This is a genomic window from Dactylosporangium fulvum, assembly GCF_025137375.1.
Classification (GTDB): Bacteria; Actinomycetota; Actinomycetes; order Mycobacteriales; family Micromonosporaceae; genus Dactylosporangium; species Dactylosporangium fulvum.
In genome coordinates, this window is the sequence record NZ_CP073720.1 from 5,298,872 (window position 1) to 5,318,414 (window position 19,543).

A 19,543-nucleotide genomic window follows, 5' to 3' on the forward strand; every position below is an offset into this window, starting at 1 on the left:
CGCCGGTGTACCGGTGGCCGGAGCCGCCGCGGGAGGATCTGCGGGCCGAGCGGTGGGTGGAGCATACGTGGGTGGACCGGGAGGCCGGGCCGGTCGTGCGGCCGTATGCGATGACGGGTGGCCGGGTGGTGCCGTCGTCGGGCGGGTTCGACGTGGTCGCGATGGTGGTGGCGCAGCGTGGGGCGTTGTCCGGTGGCGGGTTCGGGCTGCAGCCGGAGTATCGGGCGATTCTCGTGTTCGCGCGGGAGCCGGTCGCGGTGGCCGAGGTGGCGTCGCATCTGGACCTGGCGCTCGGGGTGGTGCGGGTGTTGCTGGGTGACCTGCTGGGGCAGGGTCTGATCGAGATGTATCACCCGCCGGTGGCGGGTGACTTGCCGAGTGAGCGTGTGTTGAGGGCGGTGATCGATGGACTCCGGGCGCTCTGAGGGGTTGGTGCCGGCGGCCGTCAAGATTCTGGTGGCGGGCGGGTTCGGTGCGGGGAAGACGACGCTGGTCGGGGCGGTGAGCGAGATTCGGCCGTTGCAGACGGAGGAGTCGCTGACGGTGGCCGGGGTCGGTACGGACGACGTGACGGGTGTGGAGCGCAAGTCGACGACGACGGTGGCGATGGACTTCGGCCGGATCACGATGGGGTCGGAGGTGGTGCTGTACCTGTTCGGGACGCCGGGGCAGGACCGGTTCTGGTTCCTGTGGGACGAGTTGGCGCTGGGCGCGTTGGGTGCGGTGGTGCTGGCGGACACGCGGCGGCTGGCGGACTGCTTCCCGTCGATCGACTACTTCGAGCGGCGGGGTACGCCGTTTGTGGTGGCGGTGAACTGTTTCGACGATGCGGTGCCGTATTCGGCGGCGGAGGTGCGTGAGGCGCTGGATCTGGATGCGCATGTGCCGTTGCTGCTGTGTGACGCGCGGGATCGTGCGTCGAGCAAGGCGGTGTTGATCAGTCTGGTGGAGCATGTTCTGGCGCTGTCGGTGCGGCCGAGGTGAGACAGGGTGAGGCGGGGTGTGCCGGGGGTGTGCCGGTGAGCGGGTTGCGTGACAGCCGGAAGGCTTGAAGAATATCCTGTAATCACGCTACTGTGCCGGAAATTATCCGGTTGACGTTGGGTGGTGCGGGAAATGGGTTCGCCGATCGGGTTGCATCGGGTCGTCGCGCCGGCCGGGGTCCTGCCGCAGGCCGCGCAGCGTCTCGACGCCTCGCCGGAGATCGGCGACGACGAGGTCCGCATCCGGGTGGAGCGGCTCAATCTCGACGCCGCGAGCTTCCGCCAGCTGACCGTCGAGCACGGCGGTGACGGCGACAGGGTCCGCGCCGCGGTCCTGGCGATCGTCGAGGACCGGGGGAAGATGCACAATCCGGTCACCGGCTCGGGCGGCATGCTCATCGGCACCGTCGAGGCGGCCGGTCCGGCCTCGCCGCTGGGCCTGCGCCCGGGTGACCGGGTCGCGACCCTGGTGTCGCTGACGCTCACCCCGCTGCGGATCACCGACGGGCTCAAACGCTGGGACGGCCGCGGCGAGCAGGTGCCGTGCGACGGCCACGCGATCCTGTTCGCCCGGTCGATCGCCGCGGTGCTCCCCGACGACCTCGACCCGGAGCTGGCGCTGGCGGTCCTCGACGTGTGCGGTGCCCCGGCCCTGGTCGCCCGTTCCCTGCGCGGCATCGTCCGGTGCCGTGCGGTGGACGATGGCGTCGATCCCGCGGTTGTGGTGCCGGGCCGCGTGCGTGACGAGGTCCGGGTCGCGGTGCTCGGCGCGGCCGGCAAGAGCGGCTCGTTGGCGCTCGCCGCCGCCCGTGACGTCGGCGCCGCGCGGACCGTCGGGGTCGTGCGGGACGACGCCGAACGGCGGCGGCTCGAGGCGGCCGGGCTCGCCGACACGGTGGTCGTCGCCGACGCGCGGGACGCGGTCGGGCTCGCGGCGGCGCTCGGTGCGGCCGGTGGGCCGGCGGACCTGACCGTCGTCTGTGTCGACGTGCCGGGCTGCGAGCACGCGGCGATCCTGGCCACCGCGCCCGGCGGCACCGTCGTGTTCTTCTCCATGGCGACGTCGTTCCCGGCGGCGGCGCTGGGCGCCGAAGGGCTCGCCGCCGACGTGACGATGATCATCGGCAACGGTTACGTGCCCGGCCACGCCGAGTATGCGCTGGGTCTGCTGCGATCCGACAGCGCCGTTCGTGCCCTGTTCGAGGCCAGGTTGGCAGACTGGGCGCCATGAGGACCCTCTTCCGTGGTGGCCGCGTCCTGACCCCGGCCGATCCGTCCGCCACCGCGCTGCTCGTCGACGGTGACCGGATCGCCTGGCTCGGGCCGGACGCGGACGTGCCCGCCGGTGGCGCGGACCGCACCGTCGAGCTCGGCGGGGCGCTGGTCACCCCGGCGTTCGTCGACGCGCACGTGCACACCACCGCGACCGGGCTGGCGCTGCGGGGCCTCAACCTCGCCGGTGCGCGGTCGGCGCGGGAGGTCCTCGACGCCGTGGCCCGGCACGCTGAAGGGCTGAGTCCCGACGCGGTTGTCATCGGGCACGGCTGGGACGAGTCCGGGTGGGCGGACCAGACGACCCCGACCGCGGCGGAGCTCGGCCGGGCCGGCGGCGGCCGGGCCGTGTACCTGTCGCGGGCCTGCGTCCACGCGGCGCTGGTGTCGACGCCGCTGCTCACCGGCGCGGTGAAGGCGGCGCCCGGCTACGACGGGTCCGGGTGGCTGCGCCGCGACGCGCACCACGTGGTGCGGGAGGCGGCGTTCGCCGGGGTGACGGCGGCGCAGGTCCGTGACGCGCAGCGCGCCGCCCTGCGGCGGGCCGCCGCCCTGGGCATCGCCGCCGTCCACGAGTGCGGCGGGCCCGGCACGTCCGGCGAGGACGACTTCACCGCCGCGCTGTCGCACGGCCCCGAGTTCCCGGAGGTGTACGGGCTGTGGGGCGAGCCGAACGCCGCGGCGAAGGCCAGGCAGCTCGGTGCCAGGGGCGCGGCCGGTGACCTGTACGCGGACGGTGCGCTCGGTGCCCGTACCGCTCACGTGGGGGACGCCTACGCGGACGGTGACCGCGGCCATGGGCACAGCTACCTGACCGCGGCGCAGGTGACGGAGCATCTCGTCGGCTGCGTGCGGCACGGGATGCAGGGCGGGTTCCACGCCATCGGTGACCGGGCCATCGCGACCGTCCTGGACGGGTTCGCGGGTGCGGCCAGGGTTGTCGGGGTGGACCGGCTGCGGGCCGGGCGGCACCGCATCGAGCACGCGGAGCTGCTGGACAAGCGGATGATCGCGCAGCTGGTGGAGTTCGGGGTGGTGGCGAGTGTCCAGCCGGCGTTCGACCGGCTGTGGGGCGGTGAGCACGGCATGTACGCGCAACGGCTCGGCGCCGCCCGTTCCATGGCGGCGAACCCGATCGCGTCGCTGGCGGGGGTGGGGGTCATGCTGGCGTTCGGGTCGGACTCGCCGGTCACCGACCTCGACCCGTGGGGCACCTGCCGGGCGGCGCTGCGCCACCACAACCCGGTGCAGCGGATCGGGGCGCGGGCCGCGTTCGCGGCGCACAGCCGCGGCGGGTGGCGGGCCGTCGGCATCGACGACGAGGGTGTGCTGAACCCGGGCTGGTCGGCGACGTTCGTGGTGTGGGACACCCGGGACGACCTCGCCGGCGTCCTGGCCGGTGACGAGACCCCGGCGGCCCGGACCACGGTGCTGCGCGGCCGGGAGATCCACACCTCATGATCAACGCGAGTCGGGGAGACGCGGAGCAGGAAGCGAGGCGGCGGTGAGCGGGAAGCTCGGGCTGGACCGGCGGACGGTCGACACGGCGCGGCAGCTCGCGGCGCGGGCCGGCGCGTCCGTGGTCGAACTGGCCAAGGCGCACACGACGGTGTCGGTGGAGCGGGCCACACTGCGGCTGGCCGGGATCACCGGCGCCGACCCGGACGGCATCCCCTGGGTCAACCGGCTCGTCGACGCCGTCCGCGCCGACGTCGGCCTCGGTCACGGTGTCGCGCTGCCGGTGTTCGACGCGCTGTGCCGGGAAGGGCACGCCGACCTGACGCTGCTGGCGCAGAAGGCCGCCGCCGGCAGCGTCCGGTTCGAGGTCCCGAAGCGCACCGGGCAGGCGGCCCGGGCGGCGCGGCGCGCCGTCACCGCCGGGATCCGGCGCGTCGACCAGCGGCGCCGCGAACGGGAACGGCTCGTCAAACGGCACGGCGACCCGCCGCGGCGGCCGTGGGTGTATCTGATCGTCGCGACCGGCGACATCTACGAGGACATCCCGCAGGCGCAGGCCGCCGCCCGCGCCGGCGCCGACGTCATCGCCGTGATCCGGTCCACGGGCCAGTCGCTGCTGGACTACGTGCCGGAGGGCGCGACCCGGGAGGGGTTCGCCGGCACGTACGCGACGCAGGAGAACTTCCGGCTCATGCGGGCCGCGCTCGACGACACGTCGAAGGAGCTGGGCCGCTACATCCGGCTGACGAACTACGCGTCGGGCCTGTGCATGCCGGAGATCGCGGCGCTGGCCGGGCTCGAACGGCTCGACATGATGCTCAACGACTCGATGTACGGGATCCTGTTCCGGGACATCAACCCGATCCGCACGTTCGTCGACCAGCGGTTCTCCCGGCAGATCCACGCCCGGGCCGGGATCATCATCAACACCGGCGAGGACAACTACCTCACGACCGCCGACGCGGTCGAGGCCGCGCACACGGTGACGGTGTCGCAGCTGCTCAACGAGTACTTCGCGCACGAGGCCGGGCTCGCGGACCGGCAGCTCGGGCTCGGGCACGCGTTCGAGATCAACCCGGACCTGCCGGAGTCGTTCCGGCTGGAGCTCGCGCACGCGCTGCTGGCCCGGGAGCTGTTCCCGGACGCGCCGCTGAAGTGGATGCCGCCGACGAAACACATGACCGGTGACGTGTTCCGCGGCAACCTCCTCGACGGGTTCTTCAACCTCGCCGGGATGCTCACCGGGCAGGGGATCCTGCTGGTCGGCATGATGACCGAGGCGGTCGTGACGCCGTGGCTGTCGGACCGGGACATCGCGCTGCAGAACGTGCGGTACGTGCAGCACGCCGCCGGGAACCTCCACGAGGACTTCGTGCCCGGCCCGTTCATCCGGCAGCGGGCCGCGACCGTCCTCGACGAGGCCGTCGAGCTGCTGCGGCGGATCGAGGCCGAAGGGCTGCTCGAGGCGATCGCCGACGGCACGTTCGGGGTCATGCGCCGCCCCGCGGACCGCGGCAAGGGCCTCGACGGTGTCGCCGCCCGCGAACCCGGCTACTGGAACCCGGCGCAGGAAGTCCTCGAGGCCGGGAAGGAGACCTCGTGAACGACGTCGTGCGTCCCTACGGGGACACCACCGGCGACGGCATGGTCCAGGTGTCGTTCACGCTGCCCCTGCCGGCCGGCAAGCGCGGTGAGGGCGCCGCGCTGCAACTGGCCGGGAAGATGGGCATCGACCCGGCGATGGTCGTGCACAGCCGCGCCATCGGCGACCAGCACACGTTCTACGTCGTCTACGGGCGGGTCAACCACCTCGTCGAGCCCGGCAAGGTCGTCGTCGCGGAACGGGACTACCCGCTGCTGTCGGCGAAGGAGATCAACGCCGGGATCCGGTCGCGGCTGCGGCGCAAGCTCGTTGTCGTCGGCGCCTGCATCGGCACCGACGCGCACACCGTCGGCATCGACGCGATCCTCAACGTCAAGGGCATCGCCGGGGAGAAGGGCCTCGAGTACTACCGGGAGTGCCGGGTGCTGAACCTCGGCGCCCAGGTGTCCGTCCCCGACCTCGTCGAACACGCCCGCGCCGAGAAGGCCGACGCGGTCCTCGTCAGCCAGGTCGTCACGCAGCGCGACGCGCACCTGCACAACACCCGCGAGATGTCCGCGGCGTTCCGGGAGGCGTTCCCCGCCGCGCGGCGGCCGCTGCTCGTCGTCGGCGGGCCACGGTTCGACGAGCGGATGGCCGGCGACCTCGGCGTCGACCGGATCTTCGGCCGGGGCACCACGCCCCGTGAGGTCGCTTCATATCTCGTACACGCGGTGGGGGCCCGATGACGGAGAAGGTCGGCACGACGGTGGTGCACCGCCGGTACGTGCCGTACGCGCACGCGCACTACGCCGGGAACCTCGTCGACGGCGCCTACAGCCTCGCCCTGTTCGGCGACGCCGCCACCGAGGTGTGCATCCGCACCGACGGCGACGAGGGCCTCTTCGCCGGCTACAGCGGTGTCACCTTCCACGCGCCCGTCCACGCCGGCGACGTCGTCGAGGTGACCGCCGTCGTCACCCGCGCCGGGAACCGCTCCCGCACCGTCGACTTCACCTGCCACGTCGTGTGCCGCGGCACCCCCGACGTGTCGGCGTCCGCGGCGCGGGTCCTCGACCCGCCGATCCTCGCGACGTCCGCGACCGGCACCGTCGTCGTGCCCGCCGCCGCCCCGTGACCGTCACGTGACGCTGGTAGCCTGCCTCGACGTCGGGTCCACCGACACGAAACTCGCCGTCGTCGACGTCACCGACGGGCGGCTCGCCGCCACCGCCACCCACCCCACCACCGCCGGCACCGACGTGCTCGACGGCGTCGACGCGCTCCTGGCCGCCGCCGCTGCCCGGGTCGGTCCCGTCGAGCACGTCTACTGCTGCTCGTCCGCCGGTGGCGGGCTCCGCCTGGCCGTCGTCGGGCAGGAGGCCCTCGTCTCCGCCGACGCCGCCCACCGCGTCGCGCTGTCCGCCGGTGCCCGGGTCGTGCACGTCGCCGCCGGCCGGCAGACCCCGGCGCAGCTGCGTGACGTCCGCGCCGCCCGGCCCGACGTGCTGCTGCTCGCCGGCGGCACCGACGGCGGCGACCCCGACACGCTGCTGCACAACGCGCGGCGGCTCGCCGCCGCGCGTTGGCGGGTCCCGGTGGTCGTCGCCGGCAACAGCGACGTCCGCGACGAGGTGGCCGGCCTCCTCGCCGCTCGGGGCCTGCCCGTCACCGCCACCGGCAACGTCCTGCCCCGCATCGGCGTCCTCGACCCGGCACCGGCCCGCGCCGCGATCCGGGAGGTGTTCCTGCGGCACGTCATCGGCGGCAAACGCCTTTCCCGCGGCACCCGGTTCCAGCGGATGGTGTCGGCCGCCACCCCCGACGCGGTCCTCACCGGCGTGTCGCTGCTCGCCGACCTGCTCGCCGACCAGGGGGACCTGCTCGTCGTCGACGTCGGCGGCGCCACCACCGACGTGTACTCGGCCCTCGTCCCCGACGAGTCCGCGACCGTCGCCTCCGGGGTCGCGGGCACCGGGGTCGCGGGCATCCTGTGGCGGGCCAGGACCGTCGAAGGCGACCTCGGCGTGCGGTGGAACACCGACGGGATCACCGCCGCCGCGCAGCGGGAACGGCTCACGGTCCCCGACCCGGCCGGCGGGGCCCTCGGGTTCGCGGCCGCCGCGGCGGCCGTCGCCGTGCGCCGGCACACCCGCACGGGCCGGGATCTGCGAAATGTCGTGTCGGTCGTGGCGTCCGGCGGCGTGTTCCGGCATGCTGAACCCACTGCGGCGAACGCGGCACTCGCACCGACCCTGCACGACCACGCAGGCGGCTGGGCCCTGCCCCGAGCACCGCACGTCGCCGTCGACCGCCGATACGTCCTCGCGCCGGCCGGGCTCCTCGCCGAAGATCACCCGGGAGCCGCGGCGGCGCTCCTGCGACAACTCCTGCACAGATAGTGAGCGCGAGGGTGAACGTCACCCGACACGCCAGGGCGACACGCCGCCGAGACGAACCTGCGGCCCGGACCCGGTTGACAGGGCCCGGGCGCCAACGCGTAACGTCGTCCCGTCCTACTTCGGGAAGGGTGACCGCGGTTCACTTCTCCCCAACGTCAGCTGACCGGACGTCCACGTCAACCGACGGGACGCCGCCAGGTCCAGCCGGCGGGGGTCGGCGGGGGCCGTGAACGGGCATCCACCGGTGGCGGGGCAGGGGGGCTCACGCGACCAGTAGACAACGGCACGACCCGGGCAGCCAGCCCGCGCCGCACCGGAACGAAGGCCGCGCACGAACGTCACTGCCGCACCGGCCGGACACAGGGCCTGGGAGCGCGGGGCGCGACTTCGGTCGCGCCCCCAATTTCAGCTCGGCCCGCCCCGACCGCGCCCCGCGCCGCGCTTCACGCCCGCCGGGCCACCTGGATCAGCCGGTGCCGGAACGGCCGGAATGCGGCCCGCCAGGTTGCGGTCCGGACACGGTCCAGCCACATCCCAGCACATTCCCAGCCGGCCGTGGCCTCTCGATTCCACGTCCAGGCGACATACCCCGCATAATTGGCGCCGCGAGACGTGCAACCGCACAGCAAGCCCACAGACACCCACAGGGATGGCGCAGGTGACGTTGGTCGAAGCGGAGTCGACACCGGCCGAGCCCGCCGAGGAGCCCGCCGACGAGCCCACCGCGGCGCCGGCCACGCAGCCGGGCGCCGGGCGGCCGCTGCTGCCGCTATGGGCCGCGGCCCTCGTCGCCGCCGGGTCCGGACTGGCGATGCTCGTCGCGTTCCCCACCTACGGATGGTGGTGGGCCGCGCCCGTCGCCGTCGCGCTGTTCACCGTCGCCGTCCACGGCCGCCGGCCGCGGGCCGGGTTCGGGCTCGGCGCCCTCAGCGGCGCCCTGTTCTTCACCCCGCTGCTGTCCTGGACCAACCTGCACACCGGCGTCGTGCCGTGGCTGCTGCTGTCCGGCCTCGAAACGCTCTACTTCGCGCTGCTCGGCGCCGCCACCGCCTGGGTGACGCCGCTCACCGGGCGGTGGGGGCGATGGGGGCGTTACGGATGGGTTCCGCTCATCGGGGCGCTGTGGACCGCCCAGGAGGCGCTACGGGACCGCACCCCGTTCGGCGGGTTCCCGTGGGGCCGGCTCGCGTTCAGCCAGGACACGTCGCCGCTGCTGCGGCTCGCCGTGGTCGGCGGCGCACCGCTCGTCACGTTCGCGGTCGCGCTCACCGGCGGCCTCCTCGCGTACGCGATCATCCGCGGACTGACCGTCCGGGTGAACCCGCGTCTCGCCGCCGCGCCGCTCGTCGCCGCCGCCATGGTCGCCGCGGCCTGGCTGATCCCGCTGAGCAGGCCCGCCGGGCCGGCCGTCTACGTGGCTGTCGTCCAGGGCAACGTGCCCCGCCTCGGCCTCGACTTCAACGCCCAGCGCCGTGCCGTGCTCGACAACCACGCCCGCGCCACCATCGACCTGGCCCGCAGGGTCACCGAAGGCACCGCCCGCCGGCCCGACCTCGTCGTGTGGCCGGAGAACTCCAGCGACATCGACCCGCTGCGCAACGCCGACGCCGCCGCCGTCATCGACAACGCCGCCCGCGCCATCGGCGTGCCGATCCTCGTCGGTGCCGTGCTCAACAGCGCCGAGAACGGCGTCGAGAACGTCGGGCTGGTGTGGGTGCCCGGCCGGCAGGCCGGTGAGCCCGTCGCGCAGTACACGAAACGCCACCCGGTGCCGTTCGCCGAGACGATGCCGTTGCGTGGCATCGCCCGGATGGTGTCGAAAGAGGTCGACCGGGTCACCGACATGACCGCCGGCGACCGGCCCGGGGTCCTGCCGGTCGGGCCCGCCACCGTCGGTGACGTGATCTGCTTCGAGGTCGCCTACGACAACCTCGTCCGCGACACCGTCGACCACGGCGCCCAGCTGCTCGCCGTGCAGACCAACAACGCCACGTTCGACGAGTCCGAGGCCCGCCAGCAGCTGGCCATGGTGCGGCTGCGGGCCGTCGAGCACGGCCGGGACGCGCTCATGGCCTCCACCGTCGGCATCTCCGCGTTCGCCGACGCGACCGGCCGCACCCACGACGAGACCAGCTTCAATGCCGCAGCCGTCATCCTCGGTGAGCTGCGTCTCGGTTCAGCCCGTACGCTTGCTACAAGACTCGGCGTGATTCCCGAATACGTGATCGTGGCGGTCGCCCTCGCCGGGCTCGCCGCCGTCGCCGAACTGCGCCGCCGCGACCGGCGGGCCGTGAAGAACCCGACTGTGGGCACCAAGGAGGACGTGTGAGCACAACCGACCGAGGCGTGAACCAATACCCCGGGGTCGGCAGGGTCCTCGTCATCATCCCCACCTACAACGAGGCCGACAACATCCGCCTCATCGTGGACCGGGTCCGCAAAGCCACCCCCGCCGTCGACATCCTCATCGCCGACGACAACAGCCCCGACGGCACCGGCGCCGTCGCCGACGAGCTCGCCGCCGCCGACCCCGCCGTGCACGTGCTGCACCGGCCCGGCAAGCAGGGCCTCGGCGCCGCCTACATCGCCGGGTTCGCGTGGGGCGCCGAGCACGGCTACGACGCCGTCGTGGAGATGGACGCCGACGGCTCCCACGCCCCCGAGGAACTGCCGCGGCTGCTCGACCAGCTCGCCGACAACGACGTCGTCCTCGGCTCCCGCTACGTGCCCGACGGCAAGACCGTCAACTGGCCCGTGCACCGGCAGGCGATCTCCCGCAGCGGCAACCTGTATGTGCGGATGGCGCTCGGGATGCCGCTGCGCGACGCGACCGGCGGCTACCGGGCGTATCGCACACCGATCCTCGACAAGATCGACGTCGACTCGGTGTCGTCGCAGGGCTACTGCTTCCAGGTCGACCTGGCCTGGCGGGCGTACAAGGACGGCTACCGCGTCGCCGAGGTGCCGATCACGTTCACCGAGCGGGAACGCGGCAAGTCGAAGATGAGCTCCTCGATCGTCCGGGAAGCCCTGTGGCGGGTCACCGTGTGGGGTGCCACGGCCCGCTGGCAGGCACTCAAGCGGGCCGTCTCCGGCAGCGGCCCCGACAAGGCCCGGGCCAAGCCGGGCCGTTAGGAGGCCGTCATGGGTCCGCTGGGCCTGACCGCGATCGGCGCGTTCCTGCTGGTGATCGCCGAGGTCGTCGTGTTCGTGCTGGTCGCCCAGGTGATCGGATGGGGCTGGGCCGTCCTCATCGGCCTGGCCACCATGCTCATCGGCGCCATGCTGCTCAAACGCGAAGGGGTCCGTGCCTGGCGGCGGTTCCGCGCCGCCGTCGGCGAGGGCCGCCCGGCCGGCACCGAGGTCAGCGACGGCCTCACCGGCCTCCTCGGCGCGTTGCTGCTGCTCACACCCGGGTTCATCACCGACGCCGTCGGGTTGCTGCTGCTCGTCCCGCCGGTCCGGGCCCTCGCCGTGCGGCAGGTCCGCAACGCCACCGAACGGCGCATCTCCCCGGCCGCCGCCGGTGACCTGTTCGGCCCCCGGTTCGTCCGGGCCCAGCGCGACACGGCACCGGCACAGCACACCGGCGGCGCGTCCGTGACCACCGGCGGCGCCGGCGGCACAACCGGTGGTGGGGAGGTCGTCGAAGGCGAGATCGTCGACCCGCACCCCCGGCGGCCGTGAAAGCGCAGCCGGTCACCCTCGAAGCGCTCGTCGACGACCTGATCAGCCGCATCGACCGGCTCGACCCCGCCGCCGCGCCGCGGCCCCGCATCGGCGTCGACGGGCCCGCCACCGCGTTCGGTGACGACCTCGCCGCCCGGCTCGTCGCCGCCCTCCACGACCGCGGCACGTTCGCGCTGCACGTGCCCGCCGACGGGTTTCTGCGTGCCCGGTCGCTGCGGCTCGAACGGGGCCGGACCAACCCCGACGCGTTCTACGAGGACTGGCTCGACCTGCGGGCCCTCACCCGTGAGGTCCTCGCGCCCGCCGGGCCCGGCGGCACCGGCCGGGTCCTGCCGTCGCTGCGGGACCCGGTCACCGACCGCGCCACCCGCGCCGGCTACGTCGAGATCCCCGACGGCGGTGCCGTCGTCGTCTCCGGCACCCTGCTCCTCGGCGCCGGCCTCGACTTCGACCTCGCCGTCCACCTCACCCAGTCCGACGCCGCGCTGACCCGCCGCACCCCGCCCGACCAGCAGTGGCAGCTGCCCGCCTACACCCGCTACCGCGACGAGGTCATGCCCGAATACCTCGCCGACCTCGTCGTGCGGGCCGACGACCCCCGCCACCCGGCGCTCGTCGTCGATGACTGACTTCCTTCCCGGCCTCGAGCTCTGCGGCGTCTTCTACACCGAGGCGGTCCGGCCGCTGCTGGACACCGCCTACCCCGGCCTGCCGCACGCCGCCGCCCGGATCGGCGCCGGCTCCGACGTCCTCGGCTACGACACCGCCCGCTCCACCGACCACGACTGGGGCCCCCGGCTCACCCTGTTCCTCACCCCCGACGACCTGGCCCGCCACGGCCCCGCCATCGACACCCTGCTGCGGGACCGGCTGCCCAAACAGGTACGGGGCTGGCCGACCCACTTCGCACCACCCGGCGAACGGGTCCGGGTCATGACCCCGACCACCGGGCCCGTCGCGCACCGCGTCGACCTCACCACCGTCGCCGCGTTCAGCACCGGGCACCTCGGCCTGCCCGGCGGGCCCCGCACCGCCCGCGACTGGCTCGGCATCCCCGGCCAGCGGCTCCTGGAGACCACCGCCGGCACCGTCTACCACGACACCACCGGCGAGCTCACCACCCTCCGGCAGCGGCTCGCCTGGTACCCCGACGACGTGTGGCGGTACCTGCTCGCCGCCCAGTGGACGGTCGTCGCGCAGGAGGAGGCGTTCCCCGGCCGGGCCGCCGAAGCCGGCGACGACCTCGGCAGCCGGATCGTCGCCGCGCGGCTCGCCCGGGCCGTCATGCGGCTCGCGCTGCTGCTCGACCGGCGCTACCCGCCGTACAGCAAATGGCTCGGCACCGCCTACGCCACGCTGCGGCTGCCGTGGCCGCTGGCCGGCGCGCTCACCACCGGCGACCCCGGCCGGCGGCAGGAGCTGCTGTGCGACGCGTACGAGGCCGCCGGCCGGTGGCAGAACGACCTCGGGCTCGCCGATCCCGTCGACCCGGGCCGCCGCCCCTTCCACGACCGGCCGTTCCCGGTCGTCGACGCCGCCCGGTACGCGGCCGCGCTCACCGCCCGCATCCGTGACCCGCAGCTGTCCGGCCTGCCGCTGATCGGGGGCATCGACCAGTACGCCGACAGCACCGACGTGCTGATGCGGCCGCAGCTGTGCCACGCCCTCATAGCCGCCGCGTACCACGCGGAGGGTTTTTCGGCTCTGCGCTGACGGGGCGGGCAACGGCCGGCCCGGCGGATACCGTCGGAGCGGTGAAGACGTTCTGGCTCGACCGCGACCACCACCGGTACCGGGACCGGGTCCGCGCCGGGCAGGAGGCGTTCGCGGACACCCTCGGCGACATCGCCCCGGTCGCGTTCGCCTGCGTCGCCTGGACCCTGGCGATCCCGCCCGCCCTCGACCCCGGTTACGTCCGCTGGCACCGGCGGGTCCTGTCCGCCGGCTGCGACCGCAACCCCTTCGACGGCGGCCTCACCGCCCGCGTCGAGCTCGTCTCACCGCTGCCCGCCGAGCTCACCGCCAGCCGCACCTGGTGGCGCGACCGCGGCTGGCGCGGCTGGCCCGAACTGTTCGGCCAGTTCGTCCAGCCCACCGACCGTGACCTCAGCCGCAACCCGCACCTGCGGGCCACCCTGCTCGTGGAGGCGCCGCTGCCGCTCGACGGGCTGCCGGCCGCACCCGAGGACCCCGCCGGCGTCGAGGCCGCCGCCGAGCTGGCCGTCACCGTCCTCGTCCGTGACCTCGACGACCTCATCGGGCCGGTCCTCCAGCAGCTCGACACCGACCGCGCCGTCACCTGATCGCGCCAACTGGCATTCGTCCACCTGGAATAGCGCTTGTGCATCCACCGGTGAAGTTGCGAAGGTCCACCGGTGGACGTTCGACCCCTGACCGGCGACGACTGGCGCCTCAAACGCGACCTGCGGCTCACCGCGCTCCAGGACAGCCCGAAGGCGTTCGCCAGCACGTTCGCGCGGGAGGTGCACCGCACCGAGGCCGAATGGCGCGACTGGCCCCGCCCCGGCGCGTACTTCGCCGCGTTCGCCCCGCAGGACGGCGCCGGTGAAGTGCCGGTCGGTATCGCCGGCGCCTGGGTCAGCGCCGTCAACCCGGACACCACCCACCTCATCAGCATGTGGGTCGCCCCCGAGGCCCGCGGTCGCCGCGTCGCCGCCCGCCTCGTCGACGCGGTCGTCGGCTGGGCCCGCGACAACGGCGGCGCCGTCGTCGAGCTCGAGGTCGCCCCCGGCAACGACGCCGCGATGGCCGCCTACCTGCGGTACGGCTTCACCGTCGTCGACCGTGAGCCGTACACCCCGGGCGGCACCGTCCTCCAGCGCCCCGTCACCCCCTGACACCGCTCCCCGGCCGGACGATCGTGCCGACATCCGCGCCCGTAACCACCCGTGCTGATAGGACGGGTGTCGAGAACGCGGCGCCGGCTCCGTCCCAGGGGCACGAGCGGCCGTGACGGGCCGCGTGACGACGAAGGAGCACTACCGTGAAGTACCTGCTGCTGAAGCACTACCGAGGTGGCCCGGCCCCGGCTGTCGACTGGACGCCGATGGACCGGTGGACGCCGGAGGAGATCGACGCGCACATGCAGTTCATGCGCGACTTCGCGGCCCGCCTGGAGGAGACGGGTGAGTTCGTCGACGGCCAGGCACTGGCGCCCGAGGGCGCGTTCGTGCGGTACGACGGCGAGGGGCGCCCACCGGTGACCGACGGTCCGTTCGCCGAGACCAAGGATCTCATCGCCGGCTGGATGATCATCGACGTGGAGTCCTGGGATCGTGCGGTCCAGCTGGCCGGGGAGCTGTCCGCCGCGCCGGGGGCCGGCGGCGAGCCGATCCACGAGTGGCTCGAGGTTCGACCGTTTCTCACCGAGTCGCCCACGGTCACCGAGTGACTGAGTCGCTGCTGCGGGAGCTCGTGCCCGCGGTGATCGGTGTCCTCGTCCGGCGCGGAGCCGACTTCGCGTCGGCCGAGGACGCCGTGCAGGAAGCCCTGATCCGGGCGCTGGAAACCTGGCCGGACGATCCGCCGCGTGATCCGAAGGGATGGCTCGTCGCGGTCGCGTGGCGCAAGTTTCTCGACGCCGCCCGTGCCGAGGCGTCGCGGCGGGGGCGGGAGCTCGCCGTGGAGGCCGAGCCTCCCGCCGGGCCGGCGCCCGCCACGGACGACACGCTGCGGCTCTACTTCCTGTGTGCGCACCCCACCCTGCCGCGGACCTCGGCCGTCGCGCTGACGCTGCGCGCGGTCGGCGGCCTGACCACCCGGCAGATCGCGACGGCGTACCTCGTCCCCGAGGCGACCATGGCGCAGCGGATCAGCCGGGCCAAGCGGCGGATCGCCGGGCTGCCGCTCGACCAGCCCGGCGATCTCGGGACGGTGCTGCGCGTGCTCTACCTCGTCTTCAACGAGGGGTACAGCGGAAACGTCGACCTGGCGGCCGAGGCGATCCGCCTCACCCGCCAGGTCGACGCCCTGACCGACGAGCCCGAGGTCGCGGGGCTGCTCGCGCTCATGCTGCTGCACCATGCGCGCCGCGCGTCCCGCACCGGCCCGGGAGGTCGCCTGGTGCCGCTCGGTGAGCAGGACCGATCGCGCTGGGACACCGGCCTGATCGCCGAGGGGGTGACGATGCTGCAGGCCGCGCTGGCCCGCGACCGGCTGGGCGAATATCAGGCGCAGGCCGCGATCGCCGCCCTGCACGCGGACGCCCGCAGCGCCGCCGAGACGGACTGGGTGCAGATCGTGGAGTGGTACGACGAACTGCTGCTCCTCACCGGCAGCCCGGTGGTGCGGCTCAACCGCGCGGTCGCGGTCGGGGAGGCCGACGGACCGCAGGCCGGCCTGGCGGCGTTGGCTGACGTGAGCCCCGACCTGCCCCGTTACGCCGCGGTGACGGCATATCTGCACGAACGCGCCGGTGACCTCGAACGTGCCGCCGGGCTGTATGCCGAGGCCTCCCGTGTCGCTACCAGCGTGCCGGAGCGTGACCACCTCACTCGAGAGGCCGCGCGGGTGCGGCAACTGCTGCGCCGGTGAGGGCGGATGGCTCTTCAGCGGTCGACGTCTGGCTGAACGGGTGAGGCGTTTTGCATGATTCGCGGCATTTGGCTACATATCGTAATCGCGTCATTACGACACGAGGGGGAGTCAATGATGCGAAACACGCAACGGATCCTGGCCCTGGCGGGCATGACGCTGGCCGCGGGCGCGGTCCTCGGCATGAACGCCACCGTGGCATCGGCCGCCACCACCAAGGGCGGCCAGGTGACCGTCGCGCAGCCGGGTCCGGGCGACCGGGGCGGCGACGGCCGCAACGACAACCGGGACCACCGCAAGAAGCGGGACCGCCACTGGACGGTCGGCCACTACGCCAACAAGAAGCTGTGCAACTGGGTCGGCATGGCCGGCGAGTGGCGGGGCCGCTGGGACGACTACGACTGCTACAAGACCAAGTCGCGGAAGGGCTACGTCCTGGTCGCCCACGACTACCGCGGCCGCGGCGACCGCCGATAACGCACGTCACAGCGGGCGGCTTCCCGAGGTCTCGGGGGGCCGCCCGCTGCGCGTCCCGGCCGGCGACGCCATCCGCTGAGCGGCGCGGGCCGGCGCGAGCAGCAGCGCACCCAGCGCGGCCGCCGCCAGCTGGCTCACCGCGAGCGCCGCCGCCAGGGCCGCCACCGGCGCATCCGCGAACAGCGTGAACACCGCCGCGCCCAGCGACGCCGCCGTCAGCTTGAGACCGGCGCCGAGCGTGAAGACCTGCGTCCGCGTGTGCGGCGGGGCCTCCGCCGAACGCACCTGCAGTACCGCCGCCAGCAACGGACCGTCGAAGAACCCCGCCACGGCGAACAGGCCCACCAGCAGCGGCCAACCCTCCGCGAACGGCACCGCGGCGAGGACCACCCCGCCCGCCACCAGGCAGGCCAGCACCACCCGATGCGGCGCGGACCGCACCGGCCGGCGCGCCACCAGCAGCGAACCCGCCAGCGCACCCGCCCCGAGCGCCGTCACCAGCAGGCCACCGCCGGCGGCGTGCCCGGCCCGGCTGCCCAGCAGCACCGCGACCGGCGTCAGGATGCCGAGCCCGAACGACGCGACACACGTCGCCGCCGTCACCGCCCGCAGCGGCCGGCTCACCACGATCGCCCGGAAACCGTCCCGCAGGTCGTCGGTGAATCGGGTCTGCGGACGCCGCCCGGCCCGGCCGCCGACACTGAGCAGCAGTGCCGCCGCCGCGAGACACACCGCCGTCAACGCCCCCGCCGCCCACGGCACACCCAGCGTCGCGACCAGCGCCGCACCGACCGCCGGGCCGGCGATCTCGGCCACGTTGTACGTCGCCGCGTCCAGCCCCCGCGCCCGCGCCCGGCCCGGCTCCGGCACCACGTCGTCGAGACGGCTCGACAACCCACCGAAGATCATCGGGCCGCAGCAGCCGGTGACCAGCGCCAACACCAGCACCACCCCGATCGGTGCCCGGCCCAGCGCCAGCAGCGCCCCGCCGAGCGCGGCGGCGAACAGCGCCGCGAACCCGGCATGGACCAGCCGGGGCCGGCGCGCCCGGTCCGTGACCAGGCCGACGAACGGGCCGGCCAGCACGTGCGGCACCAGCATCGCGGCCAGCGCCAGCGAACCCGGCGCCGGGCTGCCGTACACCCGCACCGCCGCCAGCACGATCACGACCGCCGCACCCGCGTCCGCCGTCCGGGCCAGCGTCGCCGCCGCCAGCAGGCGCGGCAGGGGTCCGATCACCGGCCCACCGTAGAGGATCGCCGGTGCGGTGTTCATGCGAGTTCGCGCCCGCGGGCGGACGATCGGAGCATGGATGTCGCAGTGAGCAACCGGAAAGACGGCACCGTCTTAGTGACGGTGTCCGGCACGATTGACATCGACACCGCACCCGCGCTGCGCTCAGCGATGGAAGGGCTGCTCGACGACGGCCGCAACCGCATCGTCGTCGACCTCAGCGGCGTCGACTTCTGCGACTCCGTCGGGCTGGGCACTTTCGCATACAGTCACAATCACTGCGTCGAGCACGGTGGGTTCCTGCGGCTCGCGGCGCCGTCACCGTTTCTGGCCCGGCTGCTGGCCACCGTCGGGCTGGCCGGGCGGATCCCCGTCCACGCCACCGTCACCGACGCGCTGCCGACCTGACCGGCCCCGCCGAGCCCGCCCAGTGTGCCGGGCGGGTCAGCCGCGCCGGCAACCGGGTCGCGGCGTCGCCTCGGGCCGCGTCGAGCTGCGACTGGATGAGGAACAGCGCCCCCTCCAGGTCCGCGCCGCGGACGTCCGCGCCGCGCAGGTCAGCGCCGATCACGTCGGCCCGGCGCAGGTCCGCGCCGCGCAGGTCGGCACCGACGAGCAACGCACCCCGCAGCGCGGCGCACTGCAGGTCGGCGTCGCGCAGGTCGGCACCGATCAGGTCACCTCCGCGACGCTCCACGATCCGCCGCCCGTTGCGTCGGCGCGTGCTGGCCGGGCGTGCCGCCCGCGCCAGCTCACTGGCCCGCCGCAGCAGCGGCACGAACCCCGCCCGGTGCCGCTCCACGTCGACGGCCAGCAGCGCCTCGGCGTCGCGGCCGGTCAGCTCCGCCGTCGCGGCGACCGCGGCGTCGAGGTCCGACCGCAGCGGCCCCGCCTCGGGCAGGTCGCGGGCCTCGGTGAGATACCACAACAGCTCGTGCAACTGCCGCATCACGGCGAAGACGCCGAACATCTGCCGCGCCGAACCGGGATGGGTGCGCCAGTCCCGGCCGCCGAACGTCACCTGCGCGACCCGCTGCCCGGCGCCGAAGCAGTCGAAGACCGTGCAGCCGGGAAACCCCCGCTGCCGCAGCTCGGTGTGGATGCCGCAGCGGAACCCGTCGCCGAGATTCGGGCAGGCGTGCCCTGCCGGCTTGTCGATCGCGAAGTCCGCGGACCGCGCGAACGCCGGCGCGACGCAGCACAGCCCGAAGCAGCGGCCGCAGTCCGCGCGGAGCGGGTCGGTCACGGTGCTGTGGTTCCTTCCCTCGGATGTCCGGTGCCGTGTTCAGGGCGAGGCCCCGGCGACCTGGTGCGGGTCGCCGGGGCCTCGCCCTGAACAAACGGTGCGGCTACGCGGAACGACCGCGGCGCATCCGGACCTCTTCGAGACGCTCGTTGAGAATGTCCTCGAGCTCCGCGATCGAGCGGCGCTCGAGCAGCATGTCCCAGTGTGTGCGCGGGGGCTTGGCCTTCTTCTGCTCCGGCTCGCTGCCGTCGACCAGCCGCGCGACGCTGCCGTCGAACTTGCACTCCCAGGTCATCGGGACCTCGGCGTCGACAGCGAACGGCACCTCGAACTGATGCCCCTTGGCGCACAGGTATTCTCGGGTCTGACGCGGAGCCAGCTCGGTGTTGCGGTCGGACTCGTAGCTGACGGCTCCGAGACGGCTGCCGCGCAGCATGCGCTCGCCCATGGTCGGTCTTCCCCTTCGAATCGTGTTGCGCTTCGCTGTAACCAACGACGCCACGTGGTCTGACGATTCCCACCGCGGGCGGGCAGATTACACCACCTACCCGGGACAGCGGTAGGGGAGCCGCCGGGTCGGTACCCTGATTTTACGTGGAGTTTCCATGATCGACCAGTTGCCTGGAATCGTGTCGAGATTCACCTC

Annotated in this window: 22 protein-coding genes; 19 read left to right on the forward strand and 3 right to left on the reverse strand. The window is 73.7% G+C overall.

Annotated elements, in window-relative coordinates; genetic code table 11:
* Window positions 1-38 precede the first annotated feature (38 nt).
* The 18 genes from Dfulv_RS24905 (at window position 39) to Dfulv_RS24990 (ending at window position 16,418) form a co-directional block, all read left to right on the forward strand.
* Window positions 39-425, forward strand: coding sequence for a DUF742 domain-containing protein (locus Dfulv_RS24905; RefSeq protein WP_259867990.1), 387 nt, complete (start codon window positions 39-41; stop codon window positions 423-425).
* Window positions 406-984, forward strand: coding sequence for a GTP-binding protein (locus Dfulv_RS24910; RefSeq protein WP_259855515.1), 579 nt, complete (start codon window positions 406-408; stop codon window positions 982-984). Before Dfulv_RS24905 ends, Dfulv_RS24910 begins: the two co-directional genes overlap by 20 nt.
* Before the next feature lie 132 nt (window positions 985-1,116).
* Window positions 1,117-2,214, forward strand: a complete 1,098-nt coding sequence (gene kdd / locus Dfulv_RS49075; protein ID WP_259855517.1) for an L-erythro-3,5-diaminohexanoate dehydrogenase — start codon at window positions 1,117-1,119, stop codon at window positions 2,212-2,214.
* Entirely contained in the window at window positions 2,211-3,716 is a 1,506-nt protein-coding gene (locus Dfulv_RS24920) for an amidohydrolase (protein WP_259855519.1), read from the forward strand. The genes kdd and Dfulv_RS24920 overlap by 4 nt, the downstream gene beginning before the upstream one ends.
* A 43-nt stretch (window positions 3,717-3,759) precedes the next feature.
* Window positions 3,760-5,316, forward strand: coding sequence for a lysine 5,6-aminomutase subunit alpha (gene kamD, locus Dfulv_RS24925; protein WP_259855521.1), 1,557 nt, complete (start codon window positions 3,760-3,762; stop codon window positions 5,314-5,316).
* A 41-nt stretch (window positions 5,317-5,357) separates the two neighbouring features.
* A complete protein-coding gene (gene kamE / locus Dfulv_RS24930) occupies window positions 5,358-6,044 on the forward strand; it encodes a lysine 5,6-aminomutase subunit beta (RefSeq protein WP_259867999.1) in 687 nt (228 codons plus the stop codon).
* On the forward strand, window positions 6,041-6,433 hold the full coding sequence (gene kal / locus Dfulv_RS24935) for a 3-aminobutyryl-CoA ammonia lyase (RefSeq protein ID WP_259855523.1): 393 nt from the start codon (window positions 6,041-6,043) through the stop codon (window positions 6,431-6,433). The genes kamE and kal overlap by 4 nt, the downstream gene beginning before the upstream one ends.
* A gap of 7 nt (window positions 6,434-6,440) precedes the next feature.
* Window positions 6,441-7,697 carry a glutamate mutase L gene (locus Dfulv_RS24940; RefSeq protein ID WP_259855525.1) on the forward strand — a complete coding sequence of 419 codons (1,257 nt, stop codon included), beginning with the start codon at window positions 6,441-6,443 and terminating at the stop codon, window positions 7,695-7,697.
* 760 nt (window positions 7,698-8,457) lie between these two features.
* Window positions 8,458-10,026, forward strand: a complete 1,569-nt coding sequence (gene lnt, locus Dfulv_RS24945) for an apolipoprotein N-acyltransferase (RefSeq protein ID WP_259868015.1) — start codon at window positions 8,458-8,460, stop codon at window positions 10,024-10,026.
* A complete protein-coding gene (locus Dfulv_RS24950) occupies window positions 10,023-10,832 on the forward strand; it encodes a polyprenol monophosphomannose synthase (RefSeq protein WP_259855527.1) in 810 nt (269 codons plus the stop codon). Before lnt ends, Dfulv_RS24950 begins: the two co-directional genes overlap by 4 nt.
* 9 nt (window positions 10,833-10,841) lie before the next feature.
* Window positions 10,842-11,384 carry an FxsA family protein gene (locus Dfulv_RS24955; RefSeq protein WP_259855529.1) on the forward strand — a complete coding sequence of 181 codons (543 nt, stop codon included), beginning with the start codon at window positions 10,842-10,844 and terminating at the stop codon, window positions 11,382-11,384.
* Window positions 11,381-12,016, forward strand: a complete 636-nt coding sequence (locus tag Dfulv_RS24960) for a nucleoside/nucleotide kinase family protein (protein ID WP_259855531.1) — start codon at window positions 11,381-11,383, stop codon at window positions 12,014-12,016. The genes Dfulv_RS24955 and Dfulv_RS24960 overlap by 4 nt, the downstream gene beginning before the upstream one ends.
* Complete coding sequence (locus tag Dfulv_RS24965) at window positions 12,009-13,100, forward strand: DUF4037 domain-containing protein (protein ID WP_259855533.1); 1,092 nt, start codon at window positions 12,009-12,011, stop codon at window positions 13,098-13,100. Before Dfulv_RS24960 ends, Dfulv_RS24965 begins: the two co-directional genes overlap by 8 nt.
* 41 nt (window positions 13,101-13,141) lie before the next feature.
* Window positions 13,142-13,690: a hypothetical protein gene (locus Dfulv_RS24970; protein ID WP_259855535.1), complete on the forward strand. Its 549-nt coding sequence runs from the start codon at window positions 13,142-13,144 to the stop codon at window positions 13,688-13,690.
* 72 nt (window positions 13,691-13,762) lie between these two features.
* Window positions 13,763-14,245, forward strand: coding sequence for a GNAT family N-acetyltransferase (locus Dfulv_RS24975; RefSeq protein ID WP_259855536.1), 483 nt, complete (start codon window positions 13,763-13,765; stop codon window positions 14,243-14,245).
* Window positions 14,246-14,391: 146 nt separating this feature from the next.
* The gene (locus tag Dfulv_RS24980) at window positions 14,392-14,799 is read left to right on the forward strand and encodes a YciI family protein (protein WP_259855538.1); all 408 of its coding nucleotides are present in this window, start codon (window positions 14,392-14,394) and stop codon (window positions 14,797-14,799) included.
* Window positions 14,796-15,941: an RNA polymerase sigma factor gene (locus Dfulv_RS24985; protein ID WP_259855539.1), complete on the forward strand. Its 1,146-nt coding sequence runs from the start codon at window positions 14,796-14,798 to the stop codon at window positions 15,939-15,941. The genes Dfulv_RS24980 and Dfulv_RS24985 overlap by 4 nt, the downstream gene beginning before the upstream one ends.
* A 117-nt stretch (window positions 15,942-16,058) precedes the next feature.
* Window positions 16,059-16,418: a hypothetical protein gene (locus Dfulv_RS24990; protein WP_259855541.1), complete on the forward strand. Its 360-nt coding sequence runs from the start codon at window positions 16,059-16,061 to the stop codon at window positions 16,416-16,418.
* Between the two features lie 6 nt (window positions 16,419-16,424).
* On the opposite strand, the gene Dfulv_RS24995 is transcribed toward Dfulv_RS24990, so the two are convergent.
* Window positions 16,425-17,657 carry an MFS transporter gene (locus Dfulv_RS24995; RefSeq protein WP_259855544.1) on the reverse strand — a complete coding sequence of 411 codons (1,233 nt, stop codon included), beginning with the start codon at window positions 17,655-17,657 and terminating at the stop codon, window positions 16,425-16,427.
* Between the two features lie 69 nt (window positions 17,658-17,726).
* Between Dfulv_RS24995 and Dfulv_RS25000 the strand changes: the two genes are divergently transcribed.
* Complete coding sequence (locus Dfulv_RS25000) at window positions 17,727-18,059, forward strand: STAS domain-containing protein (protein WP_259855546.1); 333 nt, start codon at window positions 17,727-17,729, stop codon at window positions 18,057-18,059.
* Here the strand turns inward: Dfulv_RS25000 and Dfulv_RS25005 are convergent.
* A complete protein-coding gene (locus Dfulv_RS25005; protein WP_259855548.1) occupies window positions 18,037-18,897 on the reverse strand; it encodes a pentapeptide repeat-containing protein in 861 nt (286 codons plus the stop codon). The genes Dfulv_RS25000 and Dfulv_RS25005 overlap by 23 nt on opposite strands.
* Window positions 18,898-19,000: 103 nt before the next feature.
* Entirely contained in the window at window positions 19,001-19,345 is a 345-nt protein-coding gene (locus tag Dfulv_RS25010) for an RNA polymerase-binding protein RbpA (RefSeq protein ID WP_259855550.1), read from the reverse strand.
* Window positions 19,346-19,543: the final 198 nt, after the last annotated feature.